13 protein-coding genes are annotated in these 13,078 nt (G+C 56.3%); 2 read left to right on the top strand and 11 right to left on the bottom strand.

Annotated elements, in window-relative coordinates:
• Positions 1–2: 2 nt before the first annotated feature.
• From fliG to Poly59_RS20830, 11 genes are all read right to left on the bottom strand, one after another.
• The gene (gene fliG / locus Poly59_RS20880; protein ID WP_146535997.1) at positions 3–1,010 is read right to left on the bottom strand and encodes a flagellar motor switch protein FliG; all 1,008 of its coding nucleotides are present in this window, start codon (positions 1,008–1,010) and stop codon (positions 3–5) included.
• A gap of 183 nt (positions 1,011–1,193) precedes the next feature.
• The gene (locus Poly59_RS20875) at positions 1,194–1,694 is read right to left on the bottom strand and encodes a hypothetical protein (RefSeq protein WP_146535996.1); all 501 of its coding nucleotides are present in this window, start codon (positions 1,692–1,694) and stop codon (positions 1,194–1,196) included.
• Positions 1,681–2,400, bottom strand: a complete 720-nt coding sequence (locus tag Poly59_RS20870; RefSeq protein WP_146535995.1) for a hypothetical protein — start codon at positions 2,398–2,400, stop codon at positions 1,681–1,683. Before Poly59_RS20870 ends, Poly59_RS20875 begins: the two co-directional genes overlap by 14 nt.
• Entirely contained in the window at positions 2,397–3,077 is a 681-nt protein-coding gene (locus tag Poly59_RS20865) for a hypothetical protein (RefSeq protein WP_146535994.1), read from the bottom strand. Before Poly59_RS20865 ends, Poly59_RS20870 begins: the two co-directional genes overlap by 4 nt.
• On the bottom strand, positions 3,074–4,135 hold the full coding sequence (locus tag Poly59_RS20860; protein WP_146535993.1) for a hypothetical protein: 1,062 nt from the start codon (positions 4,133–4,135) through the stop codon (positions 3,074–3,076). The genes Poly59_RS20865 and Poly59_RS20860 overlap by 4 nt, the downstream gene beginning before the upstream one ends.
• A 159-nt stretch (positions 4,136–4,294) precedes the next feature.
• Positions 4,295–5,461, bottom strand: a complete 1,167-nt coding sequence (locus tag Poly59_RS20855; RefSeq protein ID WP_146535992.1) for a type II secretion system F family protein — start codon at positions 5,459–5,461, stop codon at positions 4,295–4,297.
• A 45-nt stretch (positions 5,462–5,506) separates the two neighbouring features.
• Positions 5,507–7,342 (bottom strand): GspE/PulE family protein, encoded by a 1,836-nt coding sequence (locus Poly59_RS20850; RefSeq protein WP_146535991.1) that lies wholly within the window; start codon positions 7,340–7,342, stop codon positions 5,507–5,509.
• Entirely contained in the window at positions 7,342–7,689 is a 348-nt protein-coding gene (locus tag Poly59_RS20845; RefSeq protein ID WP_246151831.1) for an STAS domain-containing protein, read from the bottom strand. Before Poly59_RS20845 ends, Poly59_RS20850 begins: the two co-directional genes overlap by 1 nt.
• Positions 7,690–7,694: 5 nt before the next feature.
• Positions 7,695–9,242 (bottom strand): PAS domain-containing sensor histidine kinase, encoded by a 1,548-nt coding sequence (locus Poly59_RS20840; RefSeq protein ID WP_146535989.1) that lies wholly within the window; start codon positions 9,240–9,242, stop codon positions 7,695–7,697.
• Positions 9,235–9,684 carry a response regulator gene (locus Poly59_RS20835; protein ID WP_146535988.1) on the bottom strand — a complete coding sequence of 150 codons (450 nt, stop codon included), beginning with the start codon at positions 9,682–9,684 and terminating at the stop codon, positions 9,235–9,237. The genes Poly59_RS20840 and Poly59_RS20835 overlap by 8 nt, the downstream gene beginning before the upstream one ends.
• Before the next feature lie 77 nt (positions 9,685–9,761).
• Positions 9,762–10,184, bottom strand: coding sequence for a type II secretion system protein (locus tag Poly59_RS20830; protein ID WP_146535987.1), 423 nt, complete (start codon positions 10,182–10,184; stop codon positions 9,762–9,764).
• Positions 10,185–10,672: 488 nt separating this feature from the next.
• Between Poly59_RS20830 and Poly59_RS20825 the strand changes: the two genes are divergently transcribed.
• Positions 10,673–11,476 (top strand): hypothetical protein, encoded by an 804-nt coding sequence (locus Poly59_RS20825; protein ID WP_146535986.1) that lies wholly within the window; start codon positions 10,673–10,675, stop codon positions 11,474–11,476.
• Between the two features lie 113 nt (positions 11,477–11,589).
• Positions 11,590–13,011: a transcription termination factor NusA gene (nusA, locus tag Poly59_RS20820; protein ID WP_146535985.1), complete on the top strand. Its 1,422-nt coding sequence runs from the start codon at positions 11,590–11,592 to the stop codon at positions 13,009–13,011.
• Positions 13,012–13,078: the final 67 nt, after the last annotated feature.

The following is a 13,078-nucleotide window of genomic DNA, read 5'->3' as shown; positions in this document are numbered from 1 at the left end:
AACTAGGTAACGTATTCTTCTTCGACTTCGCCGGTCGGACGCGAAATTTCGCCGGTGTCTTCGAGATGCCGAACGATGTCGACAATCTTTTGCTGGACACTTTCGACTTCGCTTAGCCGGACGCTGCCGAGGTATTCCATTTCTTCTTTCAAGTTTTCGGCTGCGCGAGAACTCATATTGCGCATGACCTTCTCTTGAAGTCCTTGGCTGGCCCCCTTTAGCGACATCGCCCACTGGGCAGTTTCGACGTTTTTCAGCAGTGCCTGGATATCGCGATCGGCCAACTTGGAAATGTCTTCAAACACAAACATCAATCGGCGAATCTCGTCCGACAGTTCGGGATCTTCTCGTCCCAGCGATTCCATGATCGTTCGTTCGATAGAGCGATCGCAAACGTTCAAGATTTCGGCGACGTTTCCGACACCGCCGGTGTTGCTTTGCTGTTGGTTGACCATGCTAGAAAGACGCATGTCGAGTCCAAACTCGAGTTCCGCAACGGCTTCGGGGCTGGTGCGTCCGATCGAAGCGATTCGGCGAATGACTTCGAGTTGTTTTTCGGGGTCCAGTCCGGCGAGGACTTCGGCGGCGTAGTTGCCTGGGCAATGGCTTAACAACAGCGCGATCGTCTGAGGATGCTCGTCACCGATAAACTGCAGCAATGTTTGTGAATCGACCTTCTTGATGAAGCCGAACGGCATCGCTTCGATCGTTTGCTGCAGATTCCCGAGCATCTCGGTGGCGTCGCGTCCGAGTGCTTCGCGAATCAATTCCTTGGCGCGTTCAAGACCACCAGGACTTGCGTACAACGAACTCGCTTTACTGGTCAAAAATTCCGCGATCACGATCTCTTGATCGTCGCCACCGACGGACTCCGTCTGCGCAATCATGATGCTGATCGCCTCGATGTATCGAGGCGGCAATTGCCCCAAAATCTGTGCGGCGGACTTTGTCGGCAAGCTCATCAACAGGATCGCTGCTTTTCGCAATCCGACTTCGTCAAATGCTGTCATGTTGCTAACCGTCATCTTTTTAGAATCAATTCTGTGCGAATCACGCAGAGATCAATGCGAAACAAATACCCTCGTTCTATCATCGGCACATCGTTCTGCCGTCTCTTCGTGTCAAAGCGAAACTTCGGATCGTGACGGTTGCAACGATCGACCGGTACGGCGCGGACCTGAGTTCAGTGTGAATCACTGACCACCAAGCGTTTTCGGATTGGTGCTTTGCAGATGCACTCCATTCGCCGTGACCGTGGCGACTGCGGCACCGTTATTCAACGTTTGACCGTTCTTGACGATCATTTTCCCCATCAATGCGGCATGCTTGGACCTGCTGCCGTAGACAGCCTGAACCGTCGCAGCAGAATCTCGCGTGGGTTGCGTGTCGAGCGGCTTGGGCGGAACGAACAACCGACGTTCAGCGATCGTTGCGAGGCCAGTCTTCGGCAGCAAAGTCATTGCCGAGAAATCCATTGGTGCTGGGGCGACTTGATGAACCGACATGGGTACTGCGGACACTCCGGCCAAAGTGGTCCCAACAGAAGCGTCGATTGTTTGTCGGCATGCTGAGCCTTCCGGTCCGGATGGCTGAGCCAGGATTGCAATCACCAAGCCGACCGACAGTAGCCCCACCATTATCAATTGTTTGGTTTGACGTTTTGAGTTTTCGAGTTTTGGTTTAGCGACTGACATCAGCAAACTTTCCTTCGGTTGACGTTGATATCGAATCGGAGGGCAACAAATTTGCGGCGGCGGTGCCGGGGGACCCGTAGGGAACTCGAATCTTCAACACTGCATGGCAAGCGGCTTGTCCGTCGCTGCGAGGTATGCGAGCGTTGTGGGTCAGCGTGATCTCACTTGCTGAAATGGGAACCGCACCCGTTTCCAGGTCTGCCTGGGTTAATGCATTCAGAAATTTGCACAGGTCGCCATAGCCGCCCTGAATCTGACACTGGCCGGTCAGCACCGCGACGCGGCTTCCCGTATGACGCGGCCCCGACTCGACCATCGACAAATCCAAACGACAGGAATTCGCGACCTTTCTGAGTCGTGTTTCGACGTCGGTCCACTCCAATCGCTGAGGCAGCCATTTCGCGATATCCATCGCGGCGTTTTCGACATCTTCGCTCCGGCGAGTGGCGATGCCATGCGCCAACCGCCATCCGTCGGCACTTGCAACGACGGCTTTCGCATCTCCAAGATCAACGTTGACCGATTGATAGACCATCGAGGCCGTCGAGCGGTGATCCAAAGTCGAAACCCAACCCGTCCCGATGACAAGCAATGTAATCACCACCATCCCCAACGCGTGGCAGCGAACTAAGTTGCTAGTGATCGACAGAACATGTCGTGCCACCCAACTGGAACAAACGCCGTCAAATCGATTCTGGTTTGTCATGGCAATACTCCCGTTGAGATTGGCATGGCTTTGATCGTGACGGGTCGATCCAGTTTGTCGCCGAGATCACGCTGGGATTGAACGCCGATTGCTGATGCCGATGAAACCCGCGGACTTTGGTTGAGCTGCGTCAACCAACGATCAATGGGCGCGTCTGCACCGACCGAGGCAATTGCGTCAAGCTTTGGTGTCGCCCACGAAGGCGGACTAACATGGGATGTTGTTTTTGAATCAGCCGCTGGCCCGGCGGCGTACTCGATCGGCAAACGAATGTGCAACGTTTGAATTGCGATCGTCGGCAACAGGTCGGCTGTTGCAGCAGCGAAGGAGTCGATTGTTTGCAGCAAGTCGTCGTTGGGGCGAGCAGACTCGACCTGCCCGATCCACTGCATTCGCTTTTCGTTTGACGACTGAATTTGCAATACTTGCTGGCGAAGCTGCATCAGCGGCATCGCAACTGCGGCAATCTGTTGATAATTGCGGTGTCTCTGTGTTCGACGCACGGCCGTCGCGATAGCGGCAGCAACAAACACCGCTATCAATGCAACAATGATGGTTGCGTAGCCAAGCCGAACCTGACGCAGCTTTTGCTGGTGCCCAAAACTCGCAGGCAACAGATCAAACGATTGCAGCGGCGATCGGCCAGCGTTCAGAACTTCCGCAACTTGTATCGTCATCGTGAAGCTCCCGATGGACGCGAGACAAGTCCGACGGCACAGTAAGCCAGCGACAGGGCAATGGCTTCGCAAGCGTCGCCGAGACAATCGGCGTTTCGGGAATCACTCGGCCGAATTCGGCCAGCGTAGCGCCAAGTGGCGACGGGACGATTGATCATGCTAGCCAACATTCGGCCAACACCGGCGATCGCCGCAAGTCGCCCGGCAATCAGGACAGGGGACTGAGTATCGATTTCGGCCCCGACGCGGTTGGCATAGCGAATAGTGGCTTCGTATTCTTGGGCGACAGTGTCGAGCCAAGGTTCCAGTTCATCGCAGTGGTTCGACCGAACAGCATCCGATTCGCAAACGGGAAGAACTCGACAGAGTCCGCACGATGGAGGATTTGACGAATCGCCCAATGAGCTAGGCAGTGCAATGAGTCCACCAACCGGTTCGAGCAACAAGATTGCCGAAGGTGCAATCGCGGTTACCGACGACGCGTGCCAAAGGGCTGCCCCGTGCGGCAAGATCGATTGAACCTCGTAACCGACCGACGCAACGCTTTGCGCCACGGCGACAGCGGCCGATGAAGATGTCGCGGCGATCAAGCGGGGCTCGCAACCGGCAACCACCGGCCAATGATTCAAGTGAGCGGCGCTTTTGAACAACGAACTGCCAAACATCAAGTCACACTGACGGCGAGTCGCATCGATTTCGCTTGGCACGATGGTTTGGTAGTGGACCCATGTAGGTGGCAACGAGATCGCCGCAGCCACACGATGCCCATCGATGCAGCGAGGCAATTGGCTTTGCAATACCTCGGTGACTGTTTCGACCCAATCGCTTTGCGGCGGGTCCCATGGGTCCATGGGCAGCTTGAACTGACTGCGGGACATCCATCCCAAAGTCAAAGCCTTGCCCGATGATCGCGCAGGCGATGACGACCATCCCATCGAAGCCACCGTAACGCGGTCAATCCCGATGTCGATGCCCACAAACCGCGTCCGCCGCCGTCCGCCGGACAAGGCGGTGCCAGCTTTTGTAGCGAGCGACGAAAGGGACAGTGGATGGCGCATGGAACGTCCGAACGGATTTGGAACTTAAAAGACTCGCATTGAAACGAGTCTCTTAGTGTTTACGTCACTGCGGCGTCACAAGTCACGCCGAGACACCCGAGCCGGCCGATTCGACACCGCACGCGGGCAGGGCAACCGCGTCAATCGGTCCCACTGTCATTACCGGATCGTTGACATGTCCAACATCGGCAACATCACTGACATCACAATGGCGGCAACAAGAACGCCCATGAACAAAATCACCATCGGTTCGAGCGCGACGACCAAACGCTTGACACGCCTTGCTCCTTCTTCCTCATAGAAGGCTCCGATGTCTTCGAGCACCTCAGCGACGCGCCCTGTTCGCTCGGCCATCGCCATCATCTGAGACGTCTCGGGTGGAACGAAGTCGGCTTCGGCGATCGCGGCTGACGCCGAAAGACCATCGATCAAATGCGATTCAACGCGGCTTAGCAAGTTCTGCCAATGCAGGTCACTGGTCGTTTGCCGCGACAGTCGAACCGCTTGCAACATCGGCACACCGCCCTGCACCATTCCCGCGATCGTTCGCAGCACGCGACCAGCCTGCATCGGCCGGTACGCATCGCGGACCATTGGGCTATACATCAAAAATCGCCCCAACGGTTGTTGAACGATGGCGTGCGAACGAAGCGTCACCACCGCGGTGATCGTCGCCATGATCAGCGGCAGCCCCCACCACCAACTTTCGCGACAGAAATCACCGAACGACAGCAACCACTGCGTATAATACGGCACCGGTTTTCCCATTGATTCGAACACACGACTGAACTGAGGCAAGACACCCAAGACCAGCGCCGACATCACGACGGTTGACGCACCAATCAGGATCGCTGGATAAATCAGTGACCCGACGATCGTGCCTCGCATCTGCAGCTCACCTCGCATCCGCGAGCAAACGCGGCCCAAGGTTTGCGGCACCTCGCCCGACTGCTCGGCGGCAGCCAGCATTGGCGATAGCGTCGCCGGAAAATAGCGACCGTGCATTGCGACGGCTTGCGAAAACGACAAACCTGAATTGACGGACTCGTGAATTCGTCTGAGCGATTTTGCCAAGCGTTCATCGGGACAGTGCTTCGCGACGCTTTCGAGTGCGTCCGCGATCTCGATTCCGTTTTGGCTCATCACCGCCAATTGATTGATTGCCAACAAAACACCGCCCGACGAAACCGGCATCCAGCCGCCGGACGAGCTCGCACTGCGGGACACAGAGAGCGCAGCAGCAACTCCCGAGTCAACCTTGGAAGGCATCGAAATCACCGTCATTGCTGCGGCGTGCGATTCGACAGGAGCGAAAGCGGATTGCATATTGGAGATGTTGCAGGAGCAGTTGGCAAAATGGGCGCGGCAAATTTAGTCAGCCATCGCGACACGGCTGACTTCTTCGATCGATGTGATTCCTGACGCTGCCAGTCGCAGGCCTTCGGACAATAGAGTCGGGCCACAATGGGCAGCACGAATTTCATCAAGGTTGGCGCCGCCATTGATCAGGCTACGCAAAGAGGCGTCGCATTCAAGAATCTCGTAGATCCCCGCTCGTCCGCGGTAGCCCATTTCAAAGCAATGAGAACAACCACGGCTTTGCGCGAACGGATGCCGCAGGTCGCCTTCGTATTGAAGCTCTTCAAGCGTGCTGGCCGACGGGTAATACGTTTCGCGGCACTGCGGGCACAACTTACGAACCAAACGCTGCGCGACGACCCCTACCAGCGCGGCCGAAATTTTGAATCGCTCGACTCCCATATCGATCAACCGAGTCACTGCCGATGCGCTGTCGTTGGTGTGCAACGTACTTAGCACCAAGTGGCCCGTCAAAGCCGCCTGAATCGCCGTTTCGGCCGTTTCGCGGTCACGAATTTCGCCCACCATGATGACGTCCGGATCTTGCCTCAAGATGCTGCGAAGTGCCTTGGCGAATGTCATCCCTAGATCGGCTTGGACTTGCACTTGGTTGATCAGTTCAAGTTGATACTCGACGGGATCCTCGACCGTCACGATGTTCCGCTGAACGCTTTTGATCATCTCGATCGCCGAGTACAACGTCGTTGTTTTCCCGCTGCCGGTCGGTCCGGTCACCAACACCAAACCGTGTGGCCGGCGAAGCATCCGATGCGTCAACTGCAACGAATCGTCAGCCATCCCCAATCGATTCAAATCAAAGGTCAAGCTTTGGCGATCGAGTACTCGCATCACGACCTTTTCGCCCAGCACTGTCGGCAACGTTGATACACGAAGGTCAACATCGCGGCGATTCAAACGAACGTGCAGACGGCCGTCTTGCGGGTGCCGGTGTTCGGCGATGTCCAATTTGGCCATCACTTTGATCCGCGACACGATGGCCGCATGCAAATCTTTGCGCGGCTTCATCACCTCGCGCAGCGTGCCGTCGATTCGAAAACGAACGGACGTTGACTTTGCCCCCGGTTCAATGTGAATGTCGCTAGCACCTTGGCTGATCGCCTGCACGACGGCGTAGTTGACCAAGTTGATGACCGGACTACCCTCGGCTAACTGCATCGAACCCGACAAGTCCAAATCGATCGCTTCGGTATCAAGCTCAAGTTGCTCGACGTCCAAGTCGGCAGTCACCGAGTCAACCGAAAAATCGTCTTCATAGCAACGTGGCACCAGTCGCTCGATACTCGATGCCAACGTAAATACCGGCCGAATCCGGCAACCGCTCAATTGGGCGAGCGCATCGCAAGCGGCCAGGTCATGAGGATCCGCCATCGCAACAACCAACTCGTCACGCACTCGCATCAACGGCAAAGCATGCAGTCGTTCGGCATCCTGGCGAGGAATCAAGCTGACCGCAAGCGGATCAATCAGACCCTCGCGAAGCCGGACACCCTCGACACCAAGCTGTTCGCCAAGGTGCGGGATCAAGTCGGCTTCTTCGACCAAGCCAAGTTCAGTAATGACTTCGCCAAGTCGTTTTGTTCGGCCTTGTTTGGCACGCAGTGACTCTGAATGGGCAGGCCTCGATTGCAACCGTTTTGTCTCGGCCGACTGGTGAGTCAGCGCCGAGTCCAATTGATCCGGACGCAGCAAACCTGCTTCCATCAAACGTTGCCCCAGCGGCGTACCACGTTTGCGTGAACGCAAATGCTCGCGTAAATCCGGCATCGCAATCGGGGCTGCAAGCGACGCATCGGCGTCGATCAGCGGCAGTGGGGAATTGCGATGCATCAAGCAAAACTCCCCAACGCGGCCGTCAGATCATGAAACTTTTGAACGATCTTGCCGACACCAGTGATGCGCAAAATGTCGCTGCACAGTTCGTTAGCGCCACACAATCGCACGCAACCGCCCCGACGACAACACGTTTCATCAAGCGACAAGATCCATTCCAAACCGGCACCGTCAATCAGCGGTGTCTCAGACAAATCAACAACGACATTGGGAATTCCGCCAACCAGCACAGCCTGCACGTTCTGGTTCAATCGTTCGAGCCCGTCGACACGAAGTGGGCCCGTGGGACGAATCGCCGTGATCGCCCCATGTCGTTCGATACGCGTCTTTCCATTGCCTTCCATTTCCGTCACTTCGTTTCTTCGTGAGGATGAGTGATTGGCAATTGCAGTGTGAACACCGAACCTTCGCCGAGAGTACTGCGCAGTTCAAGGTCACCACCGTGAAGGCGTGCGATCTCGCGTGCAAACGCTAGTCCTAGTCCGTTGCCACGATGGGTGGACGCCCGAGTAGCTTCACAGCGATAGAACTTCTCGAACACTTTTGACTGTTCGTCGTCGGGAATCCCTGGCCCGTTGTCTTCGACGTCGATGCGAACCCAACGTTCATCGGCGGCAACACGCAACACGACCTCGCCACCGGATGGCGTGTACTTGACTGCGTTACCGAGCAAATTGACGATCGCGGCTTGCAGTTTTTCACGATCGGCGAACACGACTGGCATCTTCGCGAGTACACGTGTCACGATCGTGATCGAGTTTTGCTCGGCTTGCGCCTTCAACTGATCGCTAGCGTATTGAACGATGGGCAACAATTCCAACTGGTGCCGATTTGCGATCATCGAACCGGCTTCCATCTGACTGACCGTCAACAACTGATCCACCAATCGGCCCAAGCGACTTGCTTCGCTGTGAATGACGTTGCAAAACTCTTTCTGACGTTCAACTTGCAAATCGTCCGATTCCTGCAACGCTTCGGCATAGGCTTGCAGATTTGCTAATGGCGTCCGCAGTTCGTGCGTTGCCGTCATCAAAAAACTGTCGCGAGCTTCGGTAGCCAAACGTTGCTGAGTCACGTCGTCGAGAACCCACGCCATCCCCTCAATATCACCTTGGCGTCCCGCCAATCGCGACCGCGTGATTCGCAGTTGTGATTCACGTGAGTCAACCACCAACCGCCGTCGACAGTGAACCATTCGAATCGGGCCCAGCAATTGATCCAGATCGGCACTAGCGGCGTCACTCGTTTCATCACGCAACCCGAGTAGCTGCGGCAAATCACGATCAACCGTGCGCTTCGAAACATTGTCATCAGCATCGGAACTTGCGGCTTCGGAAAGGCCTAGCATCCCCGAGGCGGCTGGTGAAATGAACCGAATTCCACCCTCTTTGTCCGTGATGACCCAGGCGACCGGCAGTCCACGCATCGCGCGAGCAAGCGTAACGGCTTCATGATCGAGTGAATTGATTTGGCGAGTCGCAGCGTCCCCGAGTTCTTGTTGACGATCAAGAGTCGCGATCAGCCCATTCCAACCGTCGGCGATCGGATCACATCCAATCACAGGACGAATCGGCGGGGCAGGACCGGACGAGGACGAGGACGATTCACCCTCTTCGCGAGTGAAACCTTGTCGTGCGCCGCGGCGCAGTTCGACTTCGATGGTTCGCAAAGTCCGCACGGAACTCATCGCCACTAAGCCTCCGGCGCAACAAGCAGCAAGCGACGCGATCCACAACAGAGAATGAAATTGCACGTGCGATGGCCAAGCGTGGGCCACTAACGAGCAAATCAACACGCAAACCGATACGCCGGCAAACACAAATCCGACGCGAGTTGTTGAAAGAGCATGACTAAACGCCGTGGCATTACTGCGTCCGGCGTCTTGGGCATCAGACATCAATGACCGACCTAGCTGATGCGAGCGTGGACGAACCACCAACTGATGCTACTTGCTCGGCGGCGGCGCCGAGGCTCCGAGTGATCAGTTCGATCAACAGACGTGGGCTAAACGGCTTGTGCATGATTGAAACAAGGCCAAACCGCTGTTGCAACAATTGCGAATCAAGTTCAAATCCCTTGGCCGTACAGAGAATTGTAGGCACTTGTTCGATTGCGGGATTCGCTCGAATACGATCGAGCAATTCGAGCCCACTGCAAACTGGCATTTGGTGATCAGTGACCAAAAAGTCGATCCCGCCTTGGCAAAGGCGTTCGTACGCCGCTAATCCATTGCTTGCCATTTCGACATTGTTGCCCGACCGTGAAATCGTGAACCCAAGGACGCGGCGAAAAACCGGGTCGTCTTCGGCGATCAGAACCGTCGGTACTGTTGTAGTCATGATCGGCACGATGCGAGGGAAATAAGTGGGCGAGAGAGGTCGTTACGTCAGCGGTGCATGTCGCTTCCTGCGGTCCACTACCAGTCCGAACCGGTCGTGCCCGCGGCGACGTTCAGGCGAAGTGATCCGTTGTGCGGCTTGTAGACCCATCCCGCATTGGCGTTGACGTCAACCGCAGCAGCGACGTCCGTGGTGGTCGAGTCATAGAGAACTCCCGCAACTCCGCGGGCCGTTCCAACCATCGGCGTCGGGAAAGGGCCGTTCAACATGGTGGCCATCGCATTGGGCAAGTCATTGACGGCCGGATAAGTTGCGTTGCGAGCGCGATACATTTCAATCGCGTTCCGCATCACCGCCAGTTGTTGCCGAGTCGTGTTTTCCTCGGCGGACTTGGCAGTATCAAACATGCGAGGTGCCGCCACTGCAGCGATGATTCCCATGATCAAAATAACGATCACCATCTCGATCAGCGAGAAAGCGTTTCGGCTTTTGCGGTTCATGTGTCGTCTAAATGTTTAAAAGGACTTTTTGGTTCGTTAAGCCGGCCAATAGACGGCTTTGCAAGAAACCCTACGACGTTGAACCAAGTAGCAAACAAAAGATGCGGCTTTTCCCGCAGATTTACTCCACACCGTTGGGGGACCGCAAACCTCAAGATCCGCATAACCTGATCGCGATTCCGTTGATGCTGATTGTGCGGGCAACGCATCGAACGTTGAGAATTCGAAACGCACGTTGTTTCCGATTCTCACCCGGCGAGGCAAATCAACCACAGCACGAGCAGACACAAACTCCAAGATCCAATTTGGCAGTCAATCACCAATCCCTTGGGCGCATGGCATTTACAGCAAAAACGGGCAGCAACGACACTCGATGGCTGCCAAGCAAGATGTTGCAGCGGTGTTCTTTGGCTTGAACTTTGCAAAACGGTAAGAGGCGATGCACTGGCGTTGCCCACCGTGCTGCCAAGTCGAACCCGAGGACTTTGATGAACCGATCCAGCCAACACCCTATCGGTCCGGAAAACAACGGCCCGCACGACAATCGTCCGCAACTCGATCGTCCAATCATGATCGTCATCTTTGCGATCGCCATCATCTTGGTCGCTGGCCGGGCGTCCGCGCACGACGCTATCGGGACCTGCGACTGTCCTAACACTTTCGTCTGCGAACACTCGGCCGCTGTGCCCATCCAATTGGACGGCGAAACCTTCTTTGTCCAGCCAGCCGAAACCGACGCATCACGACACAGCGAATCAACCAACCGCCAAGTTAAGCCTCGCTACGCCATCGTGGCTGCGTCGTTAGCAAACTTCGACGCCGATGCAGCCGCCGACGGTTGGCGCGCCGAAGTTGCACTGATGAACGACAAAGACCAACCCGTCACACCGCGACGGGCTCACGCTGCGTTTGAATTGACAAGCGGGTTTGACGAGGCACCCATGCGATGGTCCGTCCCGCTTGAATTTGATGACCGTGGCGTTGCGGTGGCTCGACTGCCGGCGTCATCGACGTTTCGCAATCAAATCCAAGCCCACCACTGGTTTTCGGATCACGGTAGTTCCCGCCGCAACTCGTCATTTCACGGTGCCGAACGTCATCGCCGATTTCTGGTCGACCCCTTGGACTCGCGTCTGGTCGGATCCCGAGAACAAATTGGTGTCCCCGGACGAATCTGGGATGGGCGTCTAAGCGTACGTGTTTCGGTTCCGTCCGCAGGGGTCTTTTCCGCTGGCACGCTTGTGCCCATCGATACAGCCGCCTTCCTTGACACCTTCCCGGCCTACCGATAGGCTTTGGGCAATGACGAGCAAACGATTGCCCGGGCCCGCGAAGGTTCGGGCAGTTTTTTTGGGCAGACGTCAACCGAACATCAATTGAACCGACTTTTCAGCAGCTTTCGGCCATGAATCCACAAGACATCCTTCGCTACGTCGATTCGCTCCACCGAGAAAAGAACATTGACAAAGAGCTAGTTTTTCTAGCCATCGAGTCGGCGCTGCAAACAGCTGCTAAACGGCAGTACGGCGAAGAAACGGACATCGTTGTCCAGCTGAACCGCGAGAACGGCAAAATCGCCGCAACGCTGGAAGGTGAACCTCTCGGCGACGACCAGATCGGCCGAATCGGCGCACAAACCGCCAAACAAGTCATCATCCAAAAGGTCAAGGAAGCTGAACGCGACTCGTTGATGATCGAGTACCGCGAACAGATCGGCGAGATCGTCAGCGGGATCATTGGCCGCGCTGATGGTGGTGTCGCGACCGTCAACCTCGGCAACGTCGAAGCCATTCTGCCGCGCAGCGAACAGATCCCTGGCGAATCACTTCACGCTGGCGAGCGAGTTCGTGCTGTGGTGTTCGAAGTCCGCGCCACCGGCAACCGAATTCGTGTTGTCCTCAGCCGAACGCGTCCGCAGTTTGTGCAGCGGTTATTCGAACAGGAAATCCCGGAACTTGGCGAAGAGATCATTGCCATCCGTTCGATCAGTCGCGAACCGGGCTACCGCAGCAAGGTCGCCGTCAGCAGTGTGGACAGCCAGGTTGACCCGATCGCCGTTTGCGTCGGCTATCGAGGTAGCCGAATCAAGGCGGTCCGCGAAGAATTGTCGGGCGAACACATCGATGTTGTTCGCTACAGCGACGATCCCGAAGTCTTGATCCCGAATGCACTGCAGCCCGCCGAAGTCGAACAGGTACTGCTGTGTGACATGATTGGTCGTGCGATTGTGCTTGTCAAAGAGGACCAGCTGTCCCTGGCGATTGGTCGCCGCGGCCAAAACGTCCGCCTGGGCAGCAAACTTTGTGGCTGGGACATCGAAATCATGACCGGCAGCGAACTCGAAGAACAAATCGAGCGAGCAGTAGCCGGGTTCAGCCAGATTGACGGCATCACCGAAGAGATCGCTCAAGCACTGGTCGAACAGGGCTACCTCTCCTACGACGACCTGTCGGTGATCGAGCCAGACTTGTTTGTCGAGATGAGCGGATTGACGCCCGAGAAAGTTGACGAGATCGTCGAGAAGGCCGAATTGATGGGCCAGGAAGCCGAGCAGGCGGCAGCGGACGAACGAAAATCACGTCGGGATCGCGAACAGTTGCAAAAGGAAGCGGAAGCCGCCGGGATCGCCGAACCAGAAGCACCAGAAGCACCAGCCGCTGAAGCTGAGGCACCGGCAACGGAAGCCACAAGCGAAGAAACGCCGGCTCCCGAGCCAGCAGCGGAAGAAACCGCTGGTGAAGACACACCAGAACCCTCGGCCTCAGATCCTTCAGCCACCGGGTCGCCGGATTCCGAAACGGAATCCGCAGCATCCGAAAAAAGCTAACGCCGTGCCCCCCGGACGCTAACCCCGATTGTCGCCTGAACAACCACAGGTGACGCCTCTTGGATCC

Source organism: Rubripirellula reticaptiva, from assembly GCF_007860175.1.
GTDB classification, from domain to species: domain Bacteria; phylum Planctomycetota; class Planctomycetia; order Pirellulales; family Pirellulaceae; genus Rubripirellula; species Rubripirellula reticaptiva.
The sequence above is the reverse complement of the archived record's forward strand: the minus strand, read 5'-3'. Positions and strand labels throughout refer to the sequence as shown.

Coding starts and splice junctions, on each gene's coding strand:
- fliG (WP_146535997.1), bottom strand. CDS start 1,010: ATGACAGCATTTGACGAAGTCGGATTGCGAAAAGCAGCGATCCTGTTG.
- Poly59_RS20875 (WP_146535996.1), bottom strand. CDS start 1,694: ATGTCAGTCGCTAAACCAAAACTCGAAAACTCAAAACGTCAAACCAAA.
- Poly59_RS20870 (WP_146535995.1), bottom strand. CDS start 2,400: ATGACAAACCAGAATCGATTTGACGGCGTTTGTTCCAGTTGGGTGGCA.
- Poly59_RS20865 (WP_146535994.1), bottom strand. CDS start 3,077: ATGACGATACAAGTTGCGGAAGTTCTGAACGCTGGCCGATCGCCGCTG.
- Poly59_RS20860 (WP_146535993.1), bottom strand. CDS start 4,135: ATGCGCCATCCACTGTCCCTTTCGTCGCTCGCTACAAAAGCTGGCACC.
- Poly59_RS20855 (WP_146535992.1), bottom strand. CDS start 5,461: ATGCAATCCGCTTTCGCTCCTGTCGAATCGCACGCCGCAGCAATGACG.
- Poly59_RS20850 (WP_146535991.1), bottom strand. CDS start 7,342: ATGCATCGCAATTCCCCACTGCCGCTGATCGACGCCGATGCGTCGCTT.
- Poly59_RS20845 (WP_246151831.1), bottom strand. CDS start 7,689: ATGGAAGGCAATGGAAAGACGCGTATCGAACGACATGGGGCGATCACG.
- Poly59_RS20840 (WP_146535989.1), bottom strand. CDS start 9,242: ATGTCTGATGCCCAAGACGCCGGACGCAGTAATGCCACGGCGTTTAGT.
- Poly59_RS20835 (WP_146535988.1), bottom strand. CDS start 9,684: ATGACTACAACAGTACCGACGGTTCTGATCGCCGAAGACGACCCGGTT.
- Poly59_RS20830 (WP_146535987.1), bottom strand. CDS start 10,184: ATGAACCGCAAAAGCCGAAACGCTTTCTCGCTGATCGAGATGGTGATC.
- Poly59_RS20825 (WP_146535986.1), top strand. CDS start 10,673: ATGAACCGATCCAGCCAACACCCTATCGGTCCGGAAAACAACGGCCCG.
- nusA (WP_146535985.1), top strand. CDS start 11,590: ATGAATCCACAAGACATCCTTCGCTACGTCGATTCGCTCCACCGAGAA.